We start from the raw sequence: 24,119 nt of genomic DNA, 5'->3' as shown, positions 1-24,119 counted from the left end.
ACGCAGCGATGATAGGAACCCCGCCAGGGGCACTCTGCCTGCGGTTTACCCCTAGCGCCTCCGAGGGCGCCGGGCGTGACTACACTGCCGGTCCATGCAGCAACCCGCGGGCGTGGGTGCCATTCCTTCGCATCTCCTGTCCACCATGAGCGAGTACAAGGTCAAGAAGTCCGACGCCGAGTGGCGGGCTCAGCTCGACCCGATGCAGTACGAGGTCACGCGCCACGCCGCCACCGAGCGCCCATTCACCGGCAAGTATTGGAACCACTGGGAACAGGGTCGCTACCGATGCGTCGGCTGCGGCACGCCGCTGTTCGAATCGACCACCAAGTTCGACGCGGGTTGCGGCTGGCCAAGCTACTGGCAACCGATCAACAGCGAGGTGATCGAGCGAGTGGTCGACCGTAGCCACGGCATGGTGCGTGTCGAGGTCCGCTGCAACCATTGCGGCGCACACCTCGGCCATGTGTTCGAGGACGGCCCAGCCCCCACCGGCGAGCGCTATTGCATCAATTCGGCTGCGATAGACTTCGCGGCCAAATGAAGCTGCTGTTCGACTTCCTGCCCATCATCCTGTTCTTCGGCACCTTCAAGGTGACCGAAGGACGCAAGGACTGGGCAGCCCAGTTCGCCTCCGACCATCTCGGATTCATGGTCTCCGGAGGCGTCGTGGGCCCGAACGAGGCGCCGGTGCTGCTGGCTACCGTGGTGGTCATCGCCGCCACGCTGGCGCAGGTGGCCTGGATTGTCGCGCGCGGCCGCAAGGTCGACACCATGCTGTGGGTCAGTCTCGCGCTGGTGACCGTGTTCGGCGGCGCGACGATCTGGTTCCACAACGAGACCTTCATCAAGTGGAAGCCCAGCGTGCTGTACTGGGTGATGGGGCTGACCTTCTGGCTCAGCCAGTTGATCTTCCGCAAGAACCTGCTGCGCGCCCTGATCGGCGAACAGCTCCTGCTGCCGGCCGGCGTGTGGCAGCGGCTGAACTTCATGTGGATCGCCTTCTTCGCCTTCATGGGCCTGCTGAACATCTACGTGGCCTACAGCTTCAGCACCGACACCTGGGTGAACTTCAAGCTTTTCGGCGGCATCGGCCTGATGCTGGTGTTCACGGTGGCGCAGGGCTTCTACATCAGCCGCCACGTCGCGCCCGACACCGAGGGCGGCGAGACGCCGCGCGCATGAGCATCGTCACGGCGCAGGCGATCGAGGCAGCGCTGCGCGCCGCGCTAGCGCCGGTCACCCTCGAGGTGAAGGACGACAGCCATCTGCACGCGGGCCATGCCGGCGCCCGCGAGGGCCGCCATTTCAGCGTGCGCGTGGTCAGTGCGCGCTTCAACGGTTTGTCACGGGTTGCCCGCCACCGCCTCGTTTATGATGCCTTGCGAAGCCTCATCCCCCAGGGCATCCATGCCCTGGCCATCGACGCCCGGCAGCCGGGCGAACTCTGATCTCCCCGCCATGAAGACCACTTTCCCGTCGTTTCGCCTTTCTTCGCTCGCGATCGCCGCCATGCTCGCCGCACCGCTGGCCGCGCAGGCGCAGAACATTGCCGTCGTCAACGGCAAGGCGGTGCCCAAGTCGCGCGTCGAAGCGCTGATGAGCCAGGCCACGCGCTCGGGCCAGCCGAAGACGCCCGAACTGGAGCAGCAGGTGCGCGACGAAGTCGTGCTGCGCGAGATCTTCCTGCAGGAGGCCGAGAAGCGCGGGATGGCCGCTTCGGCCGAGTACAAGCAGCAGATGGAGTTTGCGCGACAGACCATCCTCATCCGCGAGCTGTTCAGCGACTTCCAGAAGAAGAACCCGGTCACCGACGCCGAGGTCCAGGCCGAGTACGAGAAGTTCAAGGCACAGTCCAGCGGCACCGAGTACCGCGCGCGCCACATCCTGGTCGAGAAGGAAGACGAGGCCAAGGCGCTGATCGCGCAGATCAAGGGCGGCGCCAAGTTCGAGGACGTCGCGAAGAAGAATTCGAAGGACCCGGGGTCCGGCGAGAACGGCGGCGATCTCGACTTCGCCGCGCCCGGCGCCTATGTGCCCGAGTTCTCGCAGGCGATGGTCAAGCTCAAGAAGGGTGAGATGACCGACGCACCGGTGAAGTCGCAGTTCGGCTGGCACGTCATCAGGCTCGACGACACGCGCGACGCCAAGTTCCCCCCGCTCGAGGAGGTGAAGGGCCAGATCCAGCAGCGCCTCGGCCAGCAGAAGCTCGCCGAGTTCCGCGACGCGATCCGCGCGAAGGCGAAGACCGACTACAAGTTCAACACGTTGAACTGATTCGGTCCGGCCCGGTTGGCCGGACTACATCGCCATCGTGCCGAGGTCCACGCGACCGGCCTCGATGCGCAGTTGCCGGTCGCAGCGGGCGGCGATGCCACGGTCATGCGTGACCAGCACCAGCGTCGTGCCGGCCTCGCGGTTGAGCTCGAACATCAGTTCCATGACGCGCTCGCCGGTGGCGAAGTCGAGGCTGCCGGTGGGCTCGTCGGCGAGCAGCACCGCCGGCTTGACGACGAAGGCACGCGCCAGCGCCACGCGCTGCTGCTCGCCGCCGGACAGTACCTTGGGGTAGTGGCGCAGTCGCTCCGACAGGCCCACGCGGCCCAGCATCTCGGTGGCCAGCGCACGCGCATCGTGCCGGCCCTGAAGCTCCAGCGGCAGCATCACGTTCTCCAGCGCTGTCAGGTTGGCCAGCAGCTGGAAGCTCTGGAACACGAAACCCACCTTCTGCGCGCGCACCTCGGCGCGCGCGTCCTCGTCGAGCGCGAAGAGGTCGATGCCGGCCAGCCTCACGGTGCCGGTGGTCGGCGTGTCCAGGCCGGCAATGATCGACAGCAGCGTGCTCTTGCCGGATCCTGAGGCGCCCACGATCGCCGCCGACTGACGCGCCGCCAAGGTGAAGTCGATCTCGTGGAGAATCGTCAGCGTCCCGCTGGAGTCGTTCACCTGCTTGGTGACACGTTCCACGGCAATGATGGGTTCGGACATGGATCAGTGGTGGGTTCGACATGCGGCGACGCGCCGCGCCTGGCTGGCGCACTGTAGCCTGCTCGCGCTGGGCCTGGGCACCGCAGGGGCGAAAGGCGCCACGCGCGACAGGAGCCCGGCCAGACTGCTCGTCGTCGGCGACAGCCTGTCGGCCGAGTACGGCATCGCGCGCGGCAGCGGCTGGGTGGCACTGCTGGAGAAGCGCCTCGGCCGCGAAGGCATCGCCGCGTCCGTGGTCAACGCCAGCATCAGCGGAGACACCACGTCCGGCGGACGATCGCGACTGCCGGGCTTGCTCAAGCAGCACCGGCCGACGCACGTGCTGATCGAACTGGGCGGCAACGACGCGCTGCGCGGCCTGCCGCTGGGCATGACGCGCGACAACCTCGCTGCGATGGTCAGGCTGTCGCGAGAGGCCGGCGCCAAGGTGCTGCTGCTGGGCATGCAGGTGCCGCCCAACTATGGGCGCAAGTACGGCGAGGACTTCGCCGCGCTGTTCGCGACGGTCGCCCGGCAGGGCGGCGCGGCCCTCGTGCCCTTCTTCCTCGAGGGCGTGGCCAACGCGGCGAATGCCGAGGCGATGTTCCAGCCCGACCGCATCCACCCGGTGGCGCAAGCCCACCCGGTCATGCTGGACAACGTCTGGCCGGTGCTTGCGCCGCTGCTGAAATAGCGCTCAGGGCTCGCGGCGCGGTGACGGGCTTCCTTGAGAGCGTCCGTTGCCCACGTCCGGACGCTCGCGCAGTGCCGGACCCGCGCCGCTGCCTCGCTGCTGTGCCGCGGGCGGTGCGGTCGGAGTCGGCTGCGGCCGGACATGCGGCCGGACCTGAGGCTGGTCGTGCGGCTGGACCTGCGGCTGCGGTCGCACGATTTGCGCCGGCGGCGTGGGCGGCGTGGGCGGCGTGGGCTGCGGGGGCCGCGCGGGCTGCGTGGCCTGCGGGGGCCGCGCGGGCCGTTCGGGCCGTTCGGGCCGTTCGGGCTGTTGGGGCCGCACCGGCCGCTCGGGCTGCTGGGGTCTGTCCAGCTGAGCCGGCTGGACCAGCCGCACCGCCGGCTGCGGTGCCAGGCGGGTCTGCGGCGGCGGCACCGGCTTCACCTCGCGTCGCACATCGCGCTCACGCACACGTTCCCGCTCATGTTGCCGCTCGGCCTCTCCCTGCCCCCCAGGCGCCGGCCGCACCACATCGGGCCGGTCACGCTGGAAGCCCGGCGCTTGTTCGCGCAACGCAGGCGTCAATCTGGTCGCAGGCAGGCCCGGGGGCCGCGCGACCGGCGCACCGGACCGGCGCGGCGCAGGGGTCGGCGCAGCCACTGGCGGTGCCGCCACCACCGCGCCGCGTGTAGGCTGCGACACGATCTCGCGCACCGCCGGCGTGTCGCGCAGCTGGCGTGCCGCCTGCGCCACCGGCTGGCGGGCGGCGAACGTGCTCGTCGGCACCACCGTCACCGCATGCGGGAACTTGCGGTTGCGGTAGTCACGGTTCGCCACCGCCTGCTGCGGGTTGTTGATGATCGTGGTGATGTTGGTGATGTTGGTGACGTGCGTGACGTTCACGCTGCGCACATACCGCGGGCTCACGCGGTAGGTCGGCACATAGACTTCGCGCGGCGCCAGGGGCACCCAGCCCACCGCCGAACCACCGCCCACGCTGATGCCGATCGACAGGCGCGGCCCGCCGATCCAGGCCACCAGCGCCGGCGCATAGACGGGGCGGCGCACGTAGGTGCCCGGCGACCAGCACCAGGTGGCACCGACATAGACCCAGCGGCCATAGTGGAAGGGGGCAAATCCCCAGGGCGCTTCGTCGACCCAGGTCCAGCCCCAGGGCGCCACCCAGACCCAGCGGCCGGTGGTGTACGGCGCCCAGCCTGGCGCGACCACGCGCGGCACCCACAACGCCCCGTACTCGGGGTTGTCCTGCCAGTAGCCGTAGCGGTCCAGGTCCTCGACGCCGGTCATCTCGGGCGACACGTAGCGGGTCGAGGCCGTGCGATCGTCGGCACGGTCGCGCTCGGCGACCCAGCTCGAGAAGGAGTCACGCTCCGGCTCGACGATGCTGTACTGCGGTACGTCGCCGCGATCGAGCCAGAACTCGGCGCGCTGGCCGGCATTCACGGTGAGCGCGCTGTTGCGCGCCTCGTAGTAGGCCTGACCGGACAGCACGGTCACGAAGCTCGCCTCGTCGGCGCGGTCGAAGCGGTAGCGACCGGTGCGCTGCAGCGTGAAGCGGCCTTCGCCGGTCAGCAACTCGAACTCGCGCACGCGATCCCGGCTGCGCACGCGCACGGCCAGGCTGCCGGCGTGGAGTTGCAGGGACAGGCTGTCGTCGTCCAGTCGCAGCACCTCGATCTCGGTGGCACCATCCAGCCGCAACGTGGTCGAGCCGATGCGCACCTCGCTGCGCGCATTCCCGTCGGTGGCAAGGCGGTCGCCGGAGGTCAGCGGGCGGTTGAGCTCGGCGGCCATCCACTCGCCTTCGTCGGGGTGGTAGAGCCAGACCTGGCCCTGCACCTCGGAGATGCGGCCGACGCGGCCGGGCGGGTCGACCACCTGTTCCTCCTGTTGCGAGGGCACCGGCGCCGCGTCGGCTGTGGTGGCGTGCAGCGCAGGCCAGGCACAGGCGATGAAAAGCGCCAGGGCGCCGAGAAAACGTTGGTTCGGGCTTCGCATGGTGTGGCCTCTCACGTCACTTGTCGTCGTGACTCCGGGGCGCCGCCAGAGTTGCAGCGCAGGTGCTGTTCCAACGCGGCGCCGCCGGCCCCCGCCGACGTCGTACCGGCACGTGACACACAGCTTTACACAAGCGAATCCTTCATTCGTCTTCGGAGGCGTCCAACCCGGGAAACAGCACGCTGGTGAAACCGAAACGGCTGAAGTCGCGCACGCGCATCGGATAGAGCTTGCCGATCAGATGGTCGCACTCGTGCTGCACGACGCGAGCATGGAAGCCGGCCGCCTCGCGCTCGATGGCATGGCCCAGGGGGTCGAAGCCGCGGTAGCGGATCTTCGCGAAGCGCGGCACCACGGCACGCAGCCCGGGCACCGACAGGCAGCCTTCCCAGCCCTCGTCTTCCTCGTCCGACAGCGGCTCCACGCTGGGGTTGAGCAGCACCGTCTCGGGCACGGGCTCGCGGTCCGGATAGCGGCGGTTGGTCGTGAAGCCGAAGATCACCAGCGCCAGGTCAACGCCGATCTGCGGCGCCGCCAGCCCGGCGCCCTCGGCGGCGCGCATCGTCTCGAACATGTCGGCGATCAAGGCGTGCAGTTCCGGCGTGTCGAACTGCCGCACCGGCTTGGCGACGCGCAGCAGCCGCGGGTCGCCCATCTTCAGGATCTCGCGAACGGTCATGCGCCGATGCTAGCGAAAGCGGCGATCACCTCCGGCGGCGCCTGCACCAGTTCGACCAGCACGCCCTCCCCGCCGACCGGGAACTCCTCGTTGCCCTTGGGGTGCAGGAAGCAGATGTCGTGGCCGGCCGCGCCGCGCCGGATGCCGCCCGGGGCGAAGCGCACGCCGTTGGCCGCGAGCCATTCGACCGCCCTGGGCAGGTCGTCGATCCACAGGCCGATGTGGTTCAGCGGCGTGGCGTGAACGGCGGGCTTCTTGTCCGGGTCCATCGGCTGCATCAGGTCGACTTCGACGGTGAACGGCCCCGCCCCCATCGCGCAGATGTCCTCGTCGACGTTCTCGCGCTCGGAACGGAAGGTGCCGGTGACCTCCAGCCCCAGCTTGTCGACCCACAGCGTCTTCAGGCGGTTCTTGTCGAGCCCGCCGATGGCCACCTGCTGGATGCCCAGCACCTTGAACGGACGCGTGCCCATGTTCACTGGAACTCCATGATGACCTGGTCGACGGCCAGGCTCTCGCCCTTGTTCGCCGACACCTTCGCGACCACGCCGTCCTGCTGGGCGACGAGGATGTTCTCCATCTTCATCGCCTCGATGACGGCGAGCTTTTCGCCGGCGCGCACCGCCTGCCCAGGCTGCACGGCCACGTCGACGAGCAGGCCCGGCATCGGCGAGAGCAGGAACTTCGACAGATCGGGCGGCGCCTTGAAGGGCATCAGCGCCTCCAGTTCGGCGGCACGCGCCGACAGCACGCGGGCATCGATGCGCGCCCCGTTGTGGGTGATGCGGTAGTGCAGGCCGATTCGCTCGATCTGCGCGGTGAACGGCCGGCCGTCGACCTCGCCGCCGACCGCGATGTCGCGCAGCGGCCCGGCGAATCGCAGCTGCCGCGTCCGGCCGCCGATGGCGACGGCGTAGCTGCCGTTGCCGTGACTCACGCGCAGCGGCGTCTGCGTGCGCTGGCCCCGCTCGTCGGTGAGCACGACGACGAAGTCCTCGCCGATCTGCAGCTCATGGCCGGGCAGCTGACCGGTGATGCGCGAGGCGCGCTCGCGCATGCGGCGATGCGCGGCGCCGGCAAGCATGAGCAGGAACTCCGGCTCGTCGTGCGGCACCTGCTCGGCCGAGAAGCCCTTCGGGTAATGCTCGGCGATGAAGCCGGTATTGAACTCGCCGGTGACGAATTTCGGGTGCGCGAGCAGTGCCGACTGGAACGGGATGTTGCTCGACACGCCGCGGATCACGAAGCCGTTGAGCGCCTCGCGCATCTTGCGAATGGCGTCGTCGCGGTCCAGGCCGTGCACGATCAGCTTGGCGATCATCGAGTCGTAGTACATCGGGATCTCACCGCCCTCGTACACGCCGGTGTCCACGCGCACGCCGCCACCCTCGGGCACCGGATGCGCGGCTTCCATCGTTTGCGCCGGCGGCTGGTACTTCACCAGGCGGCCGGTGGAGGGCAGGAAGCTGCGGAACGGATCCTCGGCGTTGATGCGGCACTCCATCGCCCAGCCTCGGCGCGGAATGTCGGCCTGCACGAAGCCGAGCTTCTCGCCGGCGGCCACACGGATCATCTGCTCGACCAGGTCCAGCCCGGTGATGCACTCGGTGACCGGATGCTCCACCTGCAGCCGGGTGTTCATCTCGAGGAAATAGAAGCTCTGGTCCTTGCCGACCACGAACTCGACCGTGCCCGCGCTCTGGTAGTTCACCGCCTTGGCCAGCGCCACGGCCTGCTCGCCCATCGCCTTGCGCGTGGCCTCGCTGATGAACGGCGACGGGGCCTCCTCGATCACCTTCTGGTGGCGACGCTGGATCGAGCACTCGCGCTCGTGCAGGTAGACGCAGTGGCCGTGTGCATCGCCGAGCACCTGGATCTCGATGTGGCGCGGCTCCTCGACGAACTTCTCGATGAACACGCGATCGTCGCCGAAGCTGTTCTTCGCCTCGTTGCGGCAGGAACTGAAGCCGTCGAAGGCCTCCTTGTCGTTCCAGGCCACGCGCAGGCCCTTGCCGCCGCCGCCGGCGCTGGCCTTGATCATCACCGGGTAGCCGATGTCCTTGGCGATCGTCACCGCGGCTTCCGGCGACTCGATCACGTCGTTGTAGCCCGGGATGGTGTTGACCTTGGCGGCCATCGCCAGCTTCTTGGACGCGATCTTGTCGCCCATCGCGGCGATCGAGGCGTGCTTCGGACCGATGAAGATGATGCCCTCCTCCTCGACGCGGCGCGCGAACTCCTCGTTCTCCGACAGAAAGCCGTAGCCGGGGTGCACCGCCTGCGCGCCGGTGCTTTTGCAGGCCGCGATGATCTTGTCCATCACGAGATACGACTCGCGGCTCGGCGCGGCGCCGATGAACACCGCCTCGTCGGCGAGCTCGACGTGGCGCGCGTCGCGGTCGGCCTCCGAGTAGACGGCCACCGTCCTGATGCCCATCTTGCGGGCGGTCTTGATGACGCGGCAGGCGATCTCGCCGCGGTTGGCAATGAGGATCTTGCTGAACATGATGGTTGTCTCCTCCGTCCTCTAGAGCGGGATGTTCCCGTGCTTGCGCCACGGGTTCTCCAGTTTCTTGTCGCGCAGCATCACGAGGCTGCGGCAGATGCGCTTGCGCGTCTCGTGCGGCTGGATCACGTCGTCGATGTAGCCGCGCGCGCCGGCCACGAACGGGTTGGCGAAGCGCGCCTTGTACTCGGCTTCCTTCGCCGCGAGCTTGGCCGGGTCGCCCTTGTCCTCGCGGAAGATGATCTCCACCGCGCCCTTGGCACCCATCACCGCGATCTCGGCGTTCGGCCAGGCGAAGTTGACGTCGCCGCGCAGGTGCTTGGAGCTCATCACGTCATAGGCGCCGCCGTAGGCCTTGCGCGTGATGACCGTGATCTTCGGCACCGTGCACTCGGCGTAGGCATACAGCAGCTTGGCGCCGTGCTTGATGATGCCGCCGTACTCCTGGCTGGTGCCGGGCATGAAGCCGGGCACGTCGACGAAGGTCAGCACGGGGATGTTGAAGGCGTCGCAGAAGCGCACGAAGCGCGCCGCCTTGATCGAGCTCTTGATGTCCAGGCAGCCGGCCAGCACCAGCGGCTGGTTGGCGACGATGCCCACCGTCTGCCCCTCCATGCGTCCGAAGCCAATGACAATGTTCTTGGCGTAGTCGGGCTGCAGTTCGAAGAAGTCGCCGTCGTCGACCGTCTTGGCGATCAGCTCCTTCATGTCGTAAGGCTTGTTCGGGTTGTCCGGCACCAGGGTGTCGAGCGACCAGTCCAGCCGCTCGGCCGGGTCGTCGCTGCGGCGCACCGGCGGCTTCTCCTTGTTGTTCAGCGGCAGGTAGTTGAACAGCCGGCGCAGCATCAGCAGGGCGTCGACGTCGTTCTCGAAGGCCAGATCGGCCACCCCGCTGCGCGTCGTGTGCGTGCCGGCGCCGCCGAGCTCCTCGGCCGTCACCTCCTCGTGCGTCACCGTCTTCACCACCTCGGGGCCGGTGACGAACATGTAGGAGCTGTCCTTCACCATGAAGATGAAGTCGGTCATCGCCGGCGAATACACCGCGCCGCCGGCACAGGGGCCCATGATCATGCTGATCTGCGGCACCACGCCCGAGGCCAGCACGTTGCGCTGGAACACCTCCGCATAGCCGCCCAGCGAGGCCACGCCTTCCTGGATGCGCGCGCCGCCGGAGTCGTTCAGGCCGATCACCGGCGCGCCCACCTTCATCGCCTGGTCCATCACCTTGCAGATCTTCTCGGCATGCGCCTCGGAGAGCGCGCCGCCGAAGACGGTGAAGTCCTGGCTGAAGACGAACACCAGCCGGCCGTTGATCATGCCGTAGCCGGTGACCACGCCGTCGCCCGGGATCTTGTTGTCGGCCATGCCGAAGTCTGCGCAACGGTGCTCGACGAACATGTCCCACTCCTCGAACGTGCCCTCGTCGAGCAGCAGCTCGATGCGCTCGCGCGCGGTGAGCTTGCCCTTGCCGTGTTGCGCAGCGATGCGCTTCTCGCCGCCGCCCAGGCGCGCCTTGGCGCGCTTGGCTTCGAGCTGCTGGATGATGTCGTGCATGGTGGGTGCCTCCTCAAGGCTTCGGATGCTGGAACAGGTTCAGGAGCGTGCGCGCCGCGGCGGACGGCGCGATGCGCGCCTCGTCGACGTCGTGCAAGGTCTGGGGCAGCGCGGCTCGCACCGCCGGATGCTGGTCGAAGGCGTGGCGCAGGCCGGCGTGCACGATGTCCCACATCCATGCCAAGGCCTGGTGACGCCGGCGCGCCTCGAAGTCGCCGCTGGCGCGGCGCTTCGATTCGGACTCCTTCACGGCCGCCCAGAAGTCCGCGATACCCTGCACCTTCAGCGCGCTGAGCTGCATCACTTTCGGCTGCCAGCGGTCGCCGGCGTGGGTCGGGTGGCCATGGAAGTTGAAGACGCGCAGCGCGGAAGTGATCTGCGCCTGCGCACGCGTGGCGGCACTCGGGTCGATGTCGGCCTTGTTGATGACCACCAGGTCGGCCAGCTCCATCACGCCCTTCTTGATCGCCTGCAGGTCGTCGCCGGCGTTGGGCAACTGCAGCAGCACGAACAGGTCGGTCATGCTCGAGACGGCCGTCTCGCTCTGGCCGACGCCGACGGTCTCGACGATCAGCACGTCGTAGCCGGCTGCCTCGCACACCAGCATGGCCTCGCGCGTCTTCTCGGCCACGCCGCCGAGTGTTCCGGCCGCCGGGCTGGGGCGGATGTAGGCCGCCTCGTTGACGGAGAGCTGCTCCATGCGCGTCTTGTCGCCGAGGATGGAGCCGCCAGACACGGACGACGACGGATCGATCGCCAGCACCGCCACGCGATGCCCCTGGCCGATCAGGTGCAGGCCGAGCGCCTCGATGAAAGTGGACTTGCCCACGCCCGGCACACCGGAGATGCCGAGGCGGATCGCATTGCCGCTTTGCGGCAGCAAGGCATTGAGCAGCGCATCGGCGCGCGCGCGATGGTCCGCGCGCGTCGATTCGAGCAGGGTGATGGCCTTGGCGAGCGCGCGCCGTTCGCGGCGCAGCACGCCCTCCATCAGCGCCTGTTCGGCAGCCGGCAGGTTCACGTCAGGCCTTCTTCGCGAGACTCTGCTTGATCTGCTCGAGCACGTCCTTCGCGCTCGCCGGGATCGGGGTGCCGGGGCCGTAGATGCCTTTCACGCCCGCCTCGTGGAGGAAATCGTAGTCCTGCCGCGGGATCACGCCGCCGACGAAGACGATGATGTCGTCGGCGCCCTGCTCGCGCAGGCTCTTGATGATGGCCGGCACCAGCGTCTTGTGGCCGGCAGCCAGCGTGGAGACGCCCACCGCGTGCACGTCGTTCTCGATCGCCTGGCGCGCGCACTCCTCGGCGGTCTGGAACAGCGGGCCCATGTCGACGTCAAAGCCCAGGTCGGCGAAAGCCGTGGCCACCACCTTGGCCCCGCGGTCGTGGCCGTCCTGGCCCAGCTTGGCGATCATCACGCGCGGGCGGCGGCCCTGCGCTTCCGCAAAGGCGGCGATCTCGGCCTTCAGCTTGTCCCAGCCCTCGGCACTGTCGTAGGCGGCTGCGTACACCCCGGTCACCTTCTGCGTGTCGGCGCGGTGGCGCCCCCAGGCCTTCTCCAAGGCATCGGACACCTCGCCCACCGTTGCACGCAGGCGGATCGCCTGGATGCTCAGGTCGAGCAGGTTGCCCTGGCCAGTCTCGGCACAGGCGGTCAGCGCGTCAAGCGCTGACGCCACCTTTGCGCCGTCGCGTCTTGCACGCAGCGCCTCCAGGCGACGCACCTGGTTCTCGCGCACCGCGTGGTTGTCCACCTCCAGGATCTCGATCGGATCCTCTTTCCCCAGCTTGTACTTGTTGACGCCGACGATCACGTCCTTGCCCGAATCGATGCGCGCCTGCTTCTCGGCGGCGCTGGCCTCGATCTTCAGCTTGGCCCAGCCCGAGTCGACCGCCTTGACCATACCGCCCATCGCATCGACTTCCTCGATGATCTTCCAGGCGGCATCGGCCATGTCCTGCGTGAGCTTCTCCATCATGTAGCTGCCCGCCCAGGGGTCGACCACGTTGGTGATGTGCGTCTCTTCCTGGATGATCAGCTGCGTATTGCGCGCGATGCGGGCGCTGAACTCGGTGGGCAGCGCGATGGCTTCGTCGAGCGCATTGGTGTGCAGGCTCTGCGTGCCGCCGAACACGGCGGCCATCGCCTCGATGGTGGTGCGCACCACGTTGTTGTAAGGGTCCTGCTCGGTGAGGCTCCAGCCCGACGTCTGGCAGTGCGTGCGCAGCATCAGGCTCTTCGGGTTCTTCGGCGCGAACTCCTTCATGATGCGCCACCACAGCAGGCGCGCGGCGCGCATCTTGGCCACTTCCAGATAGAAGTTCATGCCGATGGCCCAGAAGAAGCTGAGCCGGCCGGCGAACTCGTCCACGTCCAGACCCTTGGCCAGCGCGGTCTTGACGTACTCCTTGCCGTCGGCCAGCGTGAAGGCGAGTTCCAGCGCCTGGTTCGCGCCCGCCTCCTGCATGTGGTAGCCGGAGATCGAGATCGAGTTGAACTTCGGCATGTTCTTCGCCGTGTACTCGATGATGTCGCCGATGATCCGCATGCTCGGCTCGGGCGGGTAGATGTAGGTGTTGCGGACCATGAACTCCTTGAGGATGTCGTTCTGGATGGTTCCGCTGAGCTTGTCCTGGCTGACCCCTTGCTCCTCCGCCGCCACCACGTAGCCGGCCAGCACCGGCAGCACGGCGCCGTTCATCGTCATCGACACCGACACCTTGTCCAGCGGGATGCCGTCGAACAGGATCTTCATGTCCTCCACCGAGTCGATCGCCACGCCGGCCTTCCCGACGTCGCCCGTCACGCGCGGATGGTCGCTGTCGTAGCCGCGGTGGGTGGCCAGGTCGAAGGCAACGCTGACGCCCTGCCCGCCGGCGGCGAGCGCCTTGCGGTAGAAGTCGTTGGAGGCCTCGGCGGTGGAGAAGCCGGCGTACTGTCGAATCGTCCACGGCCGCACCGCGTACATGGTCGCCTGCGGGCCCCGCACGAAGGGTGCGAAGCCGGGCAGCGTGTCGGCGTGGGGCAGCCCCTCGAGATCGGCCGCGGTGTAGACCGGCTTCACGACGATGCCTTCGGGCGTGACCCAGTTCAGCGCCTGGACGTCGCCACCTGGTGCCGACTTTGCCGCCGCCTTCAGCCATTGCGCCATGCCTTCGGACGCGCGGACAGGATCGTTGGACATGTGCTTCTCCTCGCTCGATGTTCCGGCGCCCCCGGCGCCGCAAAGCTTGGGATGGACGGCCAGGCCACTCTTGGCCATAATTCAAAATTGAATTATATCTTCAGCTTCTCAGCTTTCTGCCAGCTTTCGCCTGCCGTCGACATGTCAACGTCCGGAGCCGACTCCCCCGTTCTCGCCGCCGGCAAGCCGCGCGCCGCGGGCCGCCTGGCCGAGCGTGCGCTCTACGAACAGGTGGCCGAGCAGTTGCGCACGCGCATCCTCGCCCACCAGCTCGCGCCCGGCAGCTGGATCGACGAGCAGGCCCTCGCCGCCGAGTACGGCATCAGCCGCACGCCGCTGCGCGAGGCGCTCAAGGTGCTGGCCACGGAAGGCCTGGTGACGATGAAGCTGCGCCGTGGCGCCTACGTGACCGAGGTGTCGGAGCGCGACCTCGCCGAGGTCTTCCACCTGCTCGCGCTGCTGGAGAGCGATGCCGCGCGCGTCGCCGCGCAGAAGGCCACGGAGGCGGAGATGGCCGAGCTGCGCGTCATTCACGACGAACTCGAGGCCGCACTCAACGACCGCGACCGCTTCTTCGCCGCCAACGAGCGCTTCCACATGCGCCTGCTGGAGATCGCCGACAACCGCTGGCGGGTGCAGATGGTGGCCGACCTGCGCAAGGTGATGAAGCTGAATCGCCGCCAGTCACTGCTCAAGCAGGGCCGGCTGGAGGCCTCGCTGAAGGAGCACCGCCTGATCATGGCGGCGTTGACGGCGCGCGATGCCGAACGCGTGCAGGCGCTGATGAGGCAGCACCTGAACGCCGGGCGCGAGGCCGCGGCACTGGCCTGAGCCCAGGCCCGACAATGCCGCGGATGACGAAGCACCGCCCCACCCTCGCGCTGATCGCCGCCGTCGCCCGCAACCGCGCCATCGGCCACGGCGGCGAACTGCTGTGGCACGAGTCCGAAGACCAGAAACACTTCCGCCGCGTCACCATGGGCTGTCCGGTGATCATGGGCCGAAAGACCTGGGACTCGCTGCCGCCGCGCTTCCGCCCCCTGCCCGGCCGGCGCAACATCGTCCTGACGCACCAGCCGCATTGGCAGGCCGAAGGCGCCGAGCGCGCGGGTTCGCTGGGCGAGGCGCTTTCGCTCGTCAGCGACGCGGCCAAGGTGTTCGTGATCGGCGGCGCGGAGCTCTACACGCTGGCGCTGCCGCATGCGGACGAACTCGCGCTGACCGAGATCGACGCCGAGTTCCAGGCCGACACGTTCTTCCCCGACTGGTCACGCGCCCAGTTCCGCCTGGTCGAGACCGAGCCGCGCACCAGCGCCGACGGCACCGGCTACCGCTTCAACCGCTACGAGCGCATTGCAGCGGCCTGACTCCGCGGCACAACGCGCCGGCTCGGCCGCTCGCTGCGAATGCGCGGCCCAACCGCGATAACCACCGCGGAGGCCATGACTTTCCGACGGACAGCGCGAGACCACAATGCGATGGTCATCATTGCGCTTCGTCCCATCACGTCTGCAGCGGAACATGACCACGCTTATCTGCCTTCGCCGACATGGCGGCATCCGGCCATGATCGGCCGCCGCACCGTAGTGCTCGCCGGACTCGCGGCACCGGCCTGGCCCGGTTCGGCCGCGGCAGGCGACGCCGAGGCGCTGCTGCGCCAGGGCGGCGTGGTGATCGCCTTCCGCCATGCCCTCGCGCCCGGCACCTTCGACCCGCCGGGATTCCGCATCGGCGACTGCGCCACGCAGCGCAATCTCAGCGAGGAAGGCCGCGCGCAGGCCCGGCGCATCGGCGAATGGTTCGCGACGCGCTCGCTGAAGCCCGCGCGCGTGCGTTCCAGCCCCTGGTGCCGCTGCATCGACACCGCCACGCTGGCCTTCGGGCCGCCCGAGGTGGAGTCCTCGCTCGGCTCACCGCGCGGCTACCCCGAGGCCACCAACGCCGAGTCGATCCACAGGCTGCGCCGGGCCGTGGCGGCCGCCTCGGCACGGCGCGACCGCTTCGAGGCGTGGGTGACGCACATGTTCGTGCTCTCGGCCCTGGTCGGCGAGGGCAGCGGCTCCGGCGAAGGCTTGGTGTTGCGCGCGGACGCTACCGGCGCGCCGAAGGTGCTGGCGCGGCTGACCGTCGCCTGAACGGCACTGGCTAGAATCGCCGCGCCTTCTGCCCTCGGCGTAAAGTGGCCCGGCCGCCACCGCGCCCCGCGCATGACTTCCCCCGATCCCGACGCCGCCTCCCACAAGATCCCGTTGTCGGCACTGCTGCAGGCGATGGCGGCCGACACGAGCCGCGAGCGCATCTCGGTCTCCGACCTGCTCGAAGCCCTGGGCGACCGCGCCCTCGCGGCGATGCTGATCGTCTTCGCCCTGCCCAACGTGCCGCCGATGCCGCCCGGCACCTCGGCCCTGCTCGGCGCGCCGCTGGTGTTCCTTGCCGCCCAGATGGCCCTCGACCTCAAGGCCTGGTTGCCCAGAGTGGTGGCCAGCCGCTCGATGTCGCGCAGCGACTTCACCACGCTGGTGCGCCGCATCTCTCCCTGGATGGTGCGCGCGGAGCGACTGATGCGCCCGCGCGCCACCCTGCTCGCGAGCGGACCGATGGAGTCGGTGGTCGGCGCACTGTGCCTGTTGCTGTCGATCATGATCCTGCTGCCAATCCCTCTGGGCAACATGCTGCCCGCGCTGGCAATCTGCCTGCTCGCGCTGGGCATCCTCGAGCGTGACGGACTGTGGGTGCTGGCCGGAATCGCTGCGTCCGTCGCCGCCACCGTGCTGGTGTCGGGCGTCGTGTTCGCGATGGCGAAAGCAGCGATCTATTTCGTCACGAGAGTTCTAGGCTGAGCTTCAGCGTCACCGGTCGCGCGGCCTTGTTGGTCCACATCCAGCAATAGTCCTGGTCGAGCGCGACCGGCAGGCTGCCTGCGCCACGCCTCATGGCGCTGCGCCTGGCCGGGTAGAGCACTTCCTTGCCGACGTGGTAATGGATGTTGAAGTCCAGCGGTCCGCCGGCCTCGAACACCCAACGCACCGTGGCGCCCCGGTCCAGCTTGCCGCAGATCTCGGCGAACCGACCCGGTGCAACCTCGGCGCTGTGCTCGAAGCGCCGCTCGGCGTTCCAGGCGATGTCGATGACCCCGGCCTTCGCCGAGACAACCACGAAGGCGGGGGCAGAGAGTGCGACGAGGAGTTTCCAGGTTCTCATCGGCTCGATGGTACGGGCTTGTGCCGTCGGGCGGCGGTGACCGGTGCCACCTGCGCGAGCAAGGCACCGCGGCCGACCGACGGCGCATGCACAGGCAGGCCCGTGCACCCTTCTCCCTCGTCAGGATGACTGCCTCTGCGAAGATCTGACAACCGCCGAGCAGACGGTGCGCAGGGCCATAAGTTCTTTCCCGGACCTCCCCCTGGGTTGGGGGGAGAAGGAACTCGGTTCTTATCCTAGATTAAGTGCGTGTCGAAAGGAATGGTTGCCGTTGGGATGTTGCTTGCCATGCTTTGGCAGGCCGCTGCAATGGGGCGGGCCGGCTGGACCGTCGCGGCGCTCGCCGATCCGGTCGATGCCGGGCTGCATTGGAATCTACAGACGCACCAGCATGCACAAGGCGCCGCGCAGCTGGTCGAGGCAAGCGCCGAGTCGGTCTGTCACCTCATCGGCGATGGGTCCAACCCTTCGGCTCCGCCACCCGATGGCGAGCCCATGCCGCGCGCATTTCGCCTTCACAACCTGCCGACGCCGTACGCCATGAGAGCGCTCGCACCGCCTTGTCTCGAAGGGCCCCGGCGCCCTCCCCGTTCTCGGGCTTGACCACGCGCGGCCCCGTCGGGCCGTCACGCCACCGCACGGCGCCAGCCTTCGGCGCTCGCGGTCGTTCTCGTAGCGACGCTGCGTTCCGGACTTGTGAGTCATCGACATGCTTGAGAGAACCCCTTCCATCGAGGAACAGGCTGCCTACTGGGACGGCTGGAACGTACGTGCCCGCAGCGACCGCCTGCCACCGTCGTCGCAGCGACAGGGCGACGTCGTCGAAGCCGCTGTTGCCGGCCACCAACGCCGAGACCTGTCGATCGTCGACATCGGTTGCGGCACGGGCTGGATGTGCGAGCGACTGGTGCGATACGGCAGCGTCACGGGCATCGACATCACCGCAGTCACGCTGGCACACGCGGCTCGTCGTGTGCCGCAGGCACGCTTCCTCTGCGGCGACGTGCTCGAACTCGACCTGCCGCAGGCGGGCTTCGACGTGGCCGTCTGCCTCGAGGTGCTGTCGCACGTCGCGGACCAGCCTGCCTTCGTGGCGCGGTTGGCCGACCTCCTTCGTCCCGGCGGCACGCTCGTGCTCGCCACGCAGAATCGCCCGGTCCTGCAGCGCTGGAGCGTTGTGGCCGAACCCGATCCGAGTCAGATCCGCCATTGGGTCGACCACCGCGAACTCAGGAGCCTGCTCGCGCCGAGGTTCGCCACAGTGCGGATCGAGTCGCTCGTGCCGGTCGGCGACCGCGGCCTGCTGCGCATGGTGAACTCGCCGCGCCTCAATGGCGCGCTCGCCAGGTTCGTGCCGCCGCATCGCATCGAGCGCGCCAAGGAATGGTGCATGCTGGGCCACTCGCTGGTGGCGACGGCGACGCGGGTCTGAGGCCAGCCAGCCGCTCCGCAGCCTCAGCGCACCACCTGGATCTCGGTCACGACGTACTTGCCCGACTCGTTGACAGCCTTGAACTTCACCTTGTCGCCGGCCTTCACCTGCTCGAGCACGCCCTTGTCCCTGACGTTGAAGACCATGGTCATGGCCGGCATGTCCAGGTTCTTGATCTCGCCGTGCTTGAGCGTGAGCTTGGCGCCGTCCTTGTCGACCTTGCGCACCTCGGCGTCGGTCAGATCGGTCGACGCGATCGCCGGAAGCGCCGTGGTGAATGCGAGCAGCAGGCTGGAAAGCAGTTTCTTCATGGTGAGCCTTTCGGATTGAGTCAACGGTAGGAACTGAACACGCTGGTGCTGCCGTCCTTCGCGATCAGCAGCACGTCGTAGGGGTCGCGGCGGCCGCCGTACTCGGGACCGTCCATGCCGGGCGAACCGACCGGCATGCCCGGCGCGGTCAGGCCGATCGCGTCGGGCTTCTCTTTCAACAGGCGCAGCACGTCCTTTGCCGGCACGTGGCCCTCGATCGCGTAGCGGCCGATCACCGCGGTGTGGCAGGAGCCGAGCCGCAGCGGAATCCTCATGCGCTCGCGCATCGCGGTGTTGCCGACCTCGTGCACGCGGAAGCGGAAGCCGCTGGCCTCCATGTGCGCGATCCAGTCTTTGCAGCAGCCGCAGGTCGGGCTCTTCCAGACGTCGGCAAGGAAGGTCGGCGCCTGGGCGACGGCCCAGGCGGGAACGATCAGGGCGGCAAGTCCGGCCAGGCCCAGCAGCCGGCGTTCGCGGCGAAGGCGTTCGTTGCGTGGTGTGTCCATCTCATTGGCTCCTGGAGGCGGTGGCGGCAACGACGACCTTGCCCACCATGCCGGCCTGATAGTGGCCGGCGATCAGGCAGGCGAAGTCGAATTCGCCCTCGCGGTTGAAGGCCCAGACGATCTCACCCGTCCGGCCTGGCGCGACATGGGCCATGTACGGTTCGTCGTGCTCCATGTCGGGGAACCTCATCATCATCGCGGCGTGCTCGTCGAGTTCCTTCTTCGTGCCAAGGACGAACTCGTGCATCGTCCGACCGCGGTTGTGGATCACGAAGCGCACCGTCTCGCCCTGTCGGACCTCGATGCGAGACGGCGTGAAGCGCATGTCGTCGCCCATGCCGACCTCGATGCTGCGGCGCACCTCCTTGGCGTCGCCGACGATGCCCCAGGGTTTCTGCTCTTTGGCCATGGCCGCCGGATGCTTCGCGGAGTCCTGATCGCCATGCGCCAGCACGGCCGTGGATGCGGCCGCGATCAGCACGGGGGCGAAAAACTTCATCGCATTCATCAACGTCGCTCCTCGTTCAGTGGTTGTCATGCCCGCCGGTGGGCTTGCGCGCCTTCACCTCGACGTCTCTCTGCGGCCGCGCCAGCGGCGCCATCGAACCGCCGCCCTCGGCCTGGAAGCGCGCCGGGTCGGGCAAGGTGCCGGTGAACTCATACGCCACCGTGCCGGGCGGGTGCTTGAACCAGCCCGGGTCGCCGTAGTCGCCGCGCTTCTGTTCCTTGCGCACCTTGAGCACGCTGAACATGCCGCCCATGCCCACCGCGCCGAAGGGCCCCTGGCCGGCCATCATCGCTGCGGTGTTGTCGGGCAGGGGCATCTCCATCTCCGTCATGTCCTTCATGCCACGCTCGCCCATCACCATGTAGTCGGGGATCAGCCGGGTGATCTGTCGCGCCACCTGGCTGTGATCGACGCCGATCATCGTCGGCACACCGTGGCCCATCGCGTTCATCGTGTGGTGGCTCTTGTGGCAGTGGAAGGCCCAGTCGCCCTCCTCGTCTGCGATGAATTCGAGCTGGCGCATCTGGCCCACCGCGATGTCGGTCGTCACCTCGTATTGCCGCGTGCTCTTCGGCGTCGGCCCGCCGTCGGTGCCGGTGACGAGAAACTCGTGGCCGTGCAGATGGATGGGATGGTTGGTCATCGTCAGGTTGCCGATGCGCAGCCGCACCTTGTCCATGTGGCGCACGTTCAGGCTGTCGATGCCGGGGAAGATGCGGCTGTTCCAGGCCCACAGGTTGAAGTCGAGCATCGTCATCACCTTTGGCGTGTAGCTGCCCGGTTCGATGTCGAAGGCGTTGAACAGGAAGCAGAAGTCGCGGTCGACCGCGTCGATCAGGGGGTGCCTGGCCTTCGGGTGCGTGACCCAGAAGCCGTACATGCCCATCGCCATCTGCACCATCTCGTCGGCATGCGGGTGGTACATGAAGGTACCGGGACGGCGTGCGACGAACTCGTAGACGAAGGTCTTGCCCGGCGGGATGCCCGGCTGGGTGAGGCCGGTGACGCCGTCCATGCCATTGGGCAGGCGCTGGCCGTGCCAGTGCACGCTGTGCAGTTCGCCGAGCTTGTTGGTGACGAAGATGCGCACGCGGTCGCCTTCGACCACTTCGATCGTCGGCCCCGGGCTCTGGCCGTTGTAGCCCCACAGATGTGCCTTGAAACCGGGCGCCATCTCGCGCACCACCGGTTCGGCCACAAGGTGGAACTCCTTCACGCCGTTGTTCATGCGCCAGGGCAGCGTCCAGCCGTTGAGCGTGACGACGGGGTTGTAGGGCCGGCCGCTGGACGGCGACAGCGGCGGCATGGTGTCGGGCCTGGTCTGCAGCACCGGTTCGGGCAAGGCGGCCATCGCCACCTTGCTGACAGCCGCGGCGCTGGCGGCGGCGGTGATCGCGCTGGCGCCGGAGAGGAAGTTGCGTCGGGAGACCATGGGTAGTCCTGCGGTTCAGTGCCCCGCGCCGCCGGCTTCGGCAGGCGGGTTGACGGAGATGGCCGCGGCAGCCTCGAGACTGGGCTTGCCGATCAGTGCCATGTCGAGGTCGGCCTGCGCGATCCAGAAGTCACGCAGCGCGTCGATGGCGGCGTTCACGCTGGCGATCTGCACGCGCGCGTCGGCGAGCAGTTCGAACACGCCGATCAGCATGCCGTTGTAGCGCAGCACGTTCTCCTCGGCGATGCGCTGCTGCAGCGGCACGATCTCGTCGCGGTGGTGCTTCGCCACGTCCCACGCCGTGCGGTAGGCGCCATAGGCTTCGCGCACCTCGGAGCGCGCGTTGATCGCCGTCTCGGCGGCGTGCTCGAGGGACTGCCGGTAGACGCTCTCGGCACGTGCGACGCGCGCCGTGCCCCAGTCGAACAACGGCAGCTCGAAGCCGATCTCCCAGCCGCGCTGCACCGGGGCCTCGTTCGAGCTGTTGCGCATGACGCCGAACTCGAGCACGTTGACGAAGCGGGTGGTACGCGTCAGGCCCAGGTTCTTCGCCGTCTGCGCGGTGGCCAGGCGCGCGCCCTGCACGTCGAGCCGCTGCGCCAGCGCGATGCGCTCGACGTCCGGCAGCTCGCTGGGCGCGTCCGGCAGCTCGGGCAGACGCTCGGGCAGGCGGTACGCGGTCTGGTCGCCCCACAGTCCGAGCAGCCGCGTCAGCCGTTCACGCGCACTGCGCTGCGCCTGCTGGGCGCGCGCCAGGTTGAGCGCGGCCTCCGCATAGAACGACTGCTCGCGCGCTTGCTGCAGCTTGCTGAAGTTGCCCACCTGCGCCATGCGCCGGGCCAGTTCGGCGCTCGCTTCCGCGGCCTGCATCACCTGGGTGCTGTAGCGCACCGTCTCCTGCGCCGCGACCGCCTGCACCCAGGCCTTGCGCGTGTCGGCGGCGAGCGTGAGCACAGCCATCGCCGCCATGCCCTGGGTCTGCGCGAAGCGGCGCGACTCGATCTCGCGCCGCATCGGCAGGGCGAGCAAGCGGGCGAGGTCGAAATGCAGCCCTCGCTCCCACTCGATCTCGTCGCCCTGGGTCAGGCGGCCGAACGCGAAGCCGGGGTTGGGCAGGCGGGACGCCTGCACCAGATCGGCCTCGCCGATGCCAAGTTCGAAGAACGAGGCTTGCAGGCCACGGTTGTTGAGCAACGCCAGCTGCACCGCGTCGTCCAGGGCCAGCGGCCTGGCGAGCAGCTCGTCGACACGCCGGACGATCGCCTCGCGGTCGGCCTCGCTGCGCGCCCAGTGGACCTCCTTGCCGAGCCGCTCCTTCGCGGTCTGCTCGACGCTGGCGAAGCCGCCATCCGGCGAGAACGAGGCACACCCCGCGAGCAAGGTCGCGGCGAGGATCGCGAGGGCGAGTCGCGCTCGCCGACCACAGGGGAAGGATGACATGCGGCCCATCCTCAGTGCCTCTGCATGTCCGCAGGCATGGCGGCAGGCTGTGATGCGGCCGGCTCGGGCCGGGCCGCCTCGCGGGCGTAGGCGCGCCAGCCGCCGATGCGGTTGACGCGCTCGTTCGCATCCTTCCAAGAGTCGACGCGCAGCTCGCCGGCGCTGCGGTGGTTCGCCAGCGTCGATGCGTAGGTCGACGGCGGCACCACGGCACGGGCGTCGAGTGGGTCGGGCGCGGCACGCACGGACTGCGCCGGCAGCGTGGTCACGGCGGACAAGGCGGCGGCCGCCACCAGGCCGCCACGAATGAGATCGATCATCGGAATCCTCGCAGGAACGCATCGGGGCCGTCCGCGGTCGCGGATGGGCGAAGCTCGGGCGTGCCGGCGGAACGCGCCGGCCGTTCAGGCGAGGAAGGGTCGGGGTGGTCGATCCAGGCCGCCGGTCAGGAAGGCGGCTGCTTCCATGGGCATCGTCGCTGGCTGCGGGCCCACGGCTGGAAGTTGCGGCAGTTGCAGTGCGCTGGCCGGCAATCCCAGCCCCACGCAGCAAGCCGCACAGGCGCTGCACTTGGCAAAAGCAGCGACGGCATGTGACTTCTCGGCCACCGGCGCATGGTCGACTGCGCCGCCGCCGGCGTCGTGCGTCTGCGGTGCCGACGCGGTGTCATGGGGATGCGCATGCGCATCGCCGTGGTGGACAGCGTGCGGCGCCGTCACCGTCTGCGTGCGCTCGTGGATCGGCTGGCAATGCTGCATGCCGGCCGCGGCGAAGCCCTGCACCGGCAGGGCGACCGCCATCAGGCACAGCAACAGGACACGCCACAGCGAACGCATACCCGTACTTTACCGCGAAGCCCGATTGCCCCCCTCACGCGACGAAAATCACCCCCATGACGCCCGCCCTGCTTCTGAAACGCATCGACGAGATCGGCCTGGCGCTGCGCGACAGCGGCCACGCCTTGGCGCTGATCGCGCTCGGCTCCATCGGCCGCCAGACCGACCGCCTCGACCGCTTTTCCGACCTCGACTTCTTCGCCATCGTCGAGCCCGGCCACAAGGCGCGCTACGTCGAGCGCCTCGACTGGCTGGCGGCGGCGCACCCGGTCACCTGGCATTTCCGCAACACCGCCGACGGCCACAAGGCGCTGATGGACGACGGCGTGTTCTGCGAATTCGCCGTGTTCGAGACCAATGAACTCGACCGCATCCCGTTCGCGCCTGGGCGTGTCGTCTGGAAGCGCGAGGGCGTGGACGAGCGCATCGCCGAGCCGCGCCGGGTCCTGCCCGATGACCGCCTGCCGGACGAGACCTGGATCGTCGGCGAAGCGTTGAGCTGCTTGCTCGTCGGCCTGCAGCGCTGGCACCGCGGCGAGAAGCTGTCGGCGGCGCGCATGGTGCAGTCGCACGCGGTGGACCGGCTGATCGAGCTCGATGCGCTGCGGCAGCGGGCTGCCGCCGGCGCGGACCCCTTCAACCGCGAGCGGCGCGTCGAGGTCCGCCAGCCTGCGCTGGCGGCCGACCTGCCGCGGGTCATGCCGGGCTACGAGCGCACGCCCGAAGCCGCGCTGGCGATGCTGGAAGCCTTGCAGCGTCGCGGCGCGCTGCTGAACCCGGCGATCACCGGGCGCATCCGCGCATTGGCCGCGGGCACGATGCCCGTCGGACCCGCAGCGTCCTGACAGCAGGTCGACGCGAGGCGCTCCG

Annotated in this window: 27 protein-coding genes; 11 read left to right on the top strand and 16 right to left on the bottom strand. The window is 68.6% G+C overall.

Annotated elements, in window-relative coordinates; genetic code table 11:
• Nucleotides 1-145: 145 nt before the first annotated feature.
• The 4 genes from msrB to Q0599_RS19465 all read left to right on the top strand — a co-directional run bounded on the left by msrB (nucleotide 146) and on the right by Q0599_RS19465 (nucleotide 2,277).
• Nucleotides 146-544 carry a peptide-methionine (R)-S-oxide reductase MsrB gene (gene msrB / locus Q0599_RS19480; RefSeq protein WP_298833178.1) on the top strand — a complete coding sequence of 133 codons (399 nt, stop codon included), beginning with the start codon at nucleotides 146-148 and terminating at the stop codon, nucleotides 542-544.
• Nucleotides 541-1,185, top strand: a complete 645-nt coding sequence (locus Q0599_RS19475; RefSeq protein WP_298833176.1) for a septation protein A — start codon at nucleotides 541-543, stop codon at nucleotides 1,183-1,185. Before msrB ends, Q0599_RS19475 begins: the two co-directional genes overlap by 4 nt.
• Nucleotides 1,182-1,451 (top strand): BolA family transcriptional regulator, encoded by a 270-nt coding sequence (locus tag Q0599_RS19470; RefSeq protein WP_298833174.1) that lies wholly within the window; start codon nucleotides 1,182-1,184, stop codon nucleotides 1,449-1,451. Before Q0599_RS19475 ends, Q0599_RS19470 begins: the two co-directional genes overlap by 4 nt.
• A 61-nt stretch (nucleotides 1,452-1,512) precedes the next feature.
• On the top strand, nucleotides 1,513-2,277 hold the full coding sequence (locus Q0599_RS19465) for a peptidylprolyl isomerase (RefSeq protein WP_298833315.1): 765 nt from the start codon (nucleotides 1,513-1,515) through the stop codon (nucleotides 2,275-2,277).
• Nucleotides 2,278-2,301: 24 nt separating this feature from the next.
• On the opposite strand, the gene Q0599_RS19460 is transcribed toward Q0599_RS19465, so the two are convergent.
• Complete coding sequence (locus Q0599_RS19460) at nucleotides 2,302-2,988, bottom strand: ABC transporter ATP-binding protein (protein WP_298833172.1); 687 nt, start codon at nucleotides 2,986-2,988, stop codon at nucleotides 2,302-2,304.
• On the opposite strand from Q0599_RS19460, the gene Q0599_RS19455 reads away from it, so the two are divergent.
• Nucleotides 2,987-3,661 carry an arylesterase gene (locus Q0599_RS19455; protein ID WP_298833170.1) on the top strand — a complete coding sequence of 225 codons (675 nt, stop codon included), beginning with the start codon at nucleotides 2,987-2,989 and terminating at the stop codon, nucleotides 3,659-3,661. The two genes, Q0599_RS19460 and Q0599_RS19455, sit on opposite strands and share 2 nt — an antisense overlap.
• Before the next feature lie 3 nt (nucleotides 3,662-3,664).
• On the opposite strand, the gene Q0599_RS19450 is transcribed toward Q0599_RS19455, so the two are convergent.
• From Q0599_RS19450 to scpA, 7 genes are all read right to left on the bottom strand, one after another.
• Entirely contained in the window at nucleotides 3,665-5,659 is a 1,995-nt protein-coding gene (locus tag Q0599_RS19450) for a DUF6600 domain-containing protein (protein ID WP_298833167.1), read from the bottom strand.
• A gap of 142 nt (nucleotides 5,660-5,801) precedes the next feature.
• Nucleotides 5,802-6,338, bottom strand: coding sequence for a peptide deformylase (gene def, locus Q0599_RS19445; RefSeq protein ID WP_298833164.1), 537 nt, complete (start codon nucleotides 6,336-6,338; stop codon nucleotides 5,802-5,804).
• Complete coding sequence (locus Q0599_RS19440) at nucleotides 6,335-6,811, bottom strand: VOC family protein (RefSeq protein ID WP_298833162.1); 477 nt, start codon at nucleotides 6,809-6,811, stop codon at nucleotides 6,335-6,337. Before Q0599_RS19440 ends, def begins: the two co-directional genes overlap by 4 nt.
• A 2-nt stretch (nucleotides 6,812-6,813) precedes the next feature.
• Nucleotides 6,814-8,844 carry an acetyl-CoA carboxylase biotin carboxylase subunit gene (gene accC / locus Q0599_RS19435; RefSeq protein ID WP_298833159.1) on the bottom strand — a complete coding sequence of 677 codons (2,031 nt, stop codon included), beginning with the start codon at nucleotides 8,842-8,844 and terminating at the stop codon, nucleotides 6,814-6,816.
• Between the two features lie 21 nt (nucleotides 8,845-8,865).
• The gene (locus Q0599_RS19430; protein ID WP_298833156.1) at nucleotides 8,866-10,398 is read right to left on the bottom strand and encodes an acyl-CoA carboxylase subunit beta; all 1,533 of its coding nucleotides are present in this window, start codon (nucleotides 10,396-10,398) and stop codon (nucleotides 8,866-8,868) included.
• A 13-nt stretch (nucleotides 10,399-10,411) separates the two neighbouring features.
• Nucleotides 10,412-11,419 carry a methylmalonyl Co-A mutase-associated GTPase MeaB gene (meaB, locus tag Q0599_RS19425; protein WP_298833153.1) on the bottom strand — a complete coding sequence of 336 codons (1,008 nt, stop codon included), beginning with the start codon at nucleotides 11,417-11,419 and terminating at the stop codon, nucleotides 10,412-10,414.
• A 1-nt stretch (nucleotide 11,420) separates the two neighbouring features.
• On the bottom strand, nucleotides 11,421-13,583 hold the full coding sequence (gene scpA, locus Q0599_RS19420; protein ID WP_298833151.1) for a methylmalonyl-CoA mutase: 2,163 nt from the start codon (nucleotides 13,581-13,583) through the stop codon (nucleotides 11,421-11,423).
• A gap of 141 nt (nucleotides 13,584-13,724) precedes the next feature.
• On the opposite strand from scpA, the gene Q0599_RS19415 reads away from it, so the two are divergent.
• The 4 genes from Q0599_RS19415 to Q0599_RS19400 all read left to right on the top strand — a co-directional run bounded on the left by Q0599_RS19415 (nucleotide 13,725) and on the right by Q0599_RS19400 (nucleotide 16,423).
• Nucleotides 13,725-14,414 carry a GntR family transcriptional regulator gene (locus Q0599_RS19415; RefSeq protein WP_298833148.1) on the top strand — a complete coding sequence of 230 codons (690 nt, stop codon included), beginning with the start codon at nucleotides 13,725-13,727 and terminating at the stop codon, nucleotides 14,412-14,414.
• A 23-nt stretch (nucleotides 14,415-14,437) separates the two neighbouring features.
• Complete coding sequence (locus Q0599_RS19410; protein WP_298833143.1) at nucleotides 14,438-14,950, top strand: dihydrofolate reductase; 513 nt, start codon at nucleotides 14,438-14,440, stop codon at nucleotides 14,948-14,950.
• Nucleotides 14,951-15,148: 198 nt separating this feature from the next.
• Complete coding sequence (locus tag Q0599_RS19405; protein ID WP_298833140.1) at nucleotides 15,149-15,718, top strand: histidine phosphatase family protein; 570 nt, start codon at nucleotides 15,149-15,151, stop codon at nucleotides 15,716-15,718.
• Nucleotides 15,719-15,790: 72 nt separating this feature from the next.
• A complete protein-coding gene (locus tag Q0599_RS19400) occupies nucleotides 15,791-16,423 on the top strand; it encodes an exopolysaccharide biosynthesis protein (RefSeq protein ID WP_298833138.1) in 633 nt (210 codons plus the stop codon).
• Here Q0599_RS19400 and Q0599_RS19395 read toward each other — a convergent pair.
• Nucleotides 16,404-16,784, bottom strand: a complete 381-nt coding sequence (locus tag Q0599_RS19395; protein WP_298833135.1) for a hypothetical protein — start codon at nucleotides 16,782-16,784, stop codon at nucleotides 16,404-16,406. The two genes, Q0599_RS19400 and Q0599_RS19395, sit on opposite strands and share 20 nt — an antisense overlap.
• A gap of 709 nt (nucleotides 16,785-17,493) precedes the next feature.
• On the opposite strand from Q0599_RS19395, the gene Q0599_RS19390 reads away from it, so the two are divergent.
• Nucleotides 17,494-18,216 carry a bifunctional 2-polyprenyl-6-hydroxyphenol methylase/3-demethylubiquinol 3-O-methyltransferase UbiG gene (locus tag Q0599_RS19390; protein WP_298833132.1) on the top strand — a complete coding sequence of 241 codons (723 nt, stop codon included), beginning with the start codon at nucleotides 17,494-17,496 and terminating at the stop codon, nucleotides 18,214-18,216.
• A gap of 23 nt (nucleotides 18,217-18,239) precedes the next feature.
• Here Q0599_RS19390 and Q0599_RS19385 read toward each other — a convergent pair whose 3' ends face one another.
• The 7 genes from Q0599_RS19385 to Q0599_RS19355 all read right to left on the bottom strand — a co-directional run bounded on the left by Q0599_RS19385 (nucleotide 18,240) and on the right by Q0599_RS19355 (nucleotide 23,249).
• A complete protein-coding gene (locus tag Q0599_RS19385; RefSeq protein ID WP_298833129.1) occupies nucleotides 18,240-18,527 on the bottom strand; it encodes a copper-binding protein in 288 nt (95 codons plus the stop codon).
• 20 nt (nucleotides 18,528-18,547) lie between these two features.
• The gene (locus Q0599_RS19380) at nucleotides 18,548-19,033 is read right to left on the bottom strand and encodes a DUF411 domain-containing protein (protein WP_298833126.1); all 486 of its coding nucleotides are present in this window, start codon (nucleotides 19,031-19,033) and stop codon (nucleotides 18,548-18,550) included.
• A 1-nt stretch (nucleotide 19,034) separates the two neighbouring features.
• Nucleotides 19,035-19,541 (bottom strand): cupredoxin family protein, encoded by a 507-nt coding sequence (locus tag Q0599_RS19375; protein WP_298833123.1) that lies wholly within the window; start codon nucleotides 19,539-19,541, stop codon nucleotides 19,035-19,037.
• A 16-nt stretch (nucleotides 19,542-19,557) separates the two neighbouring features.
• Nucleotides 19,558-20,973, bottom strand: coding sequence for a copper oxidase (locus Q0599_RS19370; RefSeq protein WP_298833120.1), 1,416 nt, complete (start codon nucleotides 20,971-20,973; stop codon nucleotides 19,558-19,560).
• Between the two features lie 15 nt (nucleotides 20,974-20,988).
• On the bottom strand, nucleotides 20,989-22,413 hold the full coding sequence (locus Q0599_RS19365; RefSeq protein WP_298833118.1) for a TolC family protein: 1,425 nt from the start codon (nucleotides 22,411-22,413) through the stop codon (nucleotides 20,989-20,991).
• A gap of 11 nt (nucleotides 22,414-22,424) precedes the next feature.
• Entirely contained in the window at nucleotides 22,425-22,733 is a 309-nt protein-coding gene (locus Q0599_RS19360) for a hypothetical protein (RefSeq protein WP_298833115.1), read from the bottom strand.
• A gap of 84 nt (nucleotides 22,734-22,817) precedes the next feature.
• The gene (locus Q0599_RS19355; RefSeq protein WP_298833112.1) at nucleotides 22,818-23,249 is read right to left on the bottom strand and encodes a hypothetical protein; all 432 of its coding nucleotides are present in this window, start codon (nucleotides 23,247-23,249) and stop codon (nucleotides 22,818-22,820) included.
• Between the two features lie 56 nt (nucleotides 23,250-23,305).
• Here Q0599_RS19355 and Q0599_RS19350 point away from each other — a divergent pair, with 56 nt between their 5' ends.
• Complete coding sequence (locus tag Q0599_RS19350) at nucleotides 23,306-24,094, top strand: hypothetical protein (RefSeq protein ID WP_298833110.1); 789 nt, start codon at nucleotides 23,306-23,308, stop codon at nucleotides 24,092-24,094.
• Nucleotides 24,095-24,119 lie beyond the last annotated feature (25 nt).

The organism is uncultured Piscinibacter sp., assembly GCF_937952055.1.
In the GTDB taxonomy this organism is placed as follows: domain Bacteria; phylum Pseudomonadota; class Gammaproteobacteria; order Burkholderiales; family Burkholderiaceae_C; genus Piscinibacter.
This window is presented reverse-complemented; position numbering and strand designations above follow the sequence as displayed.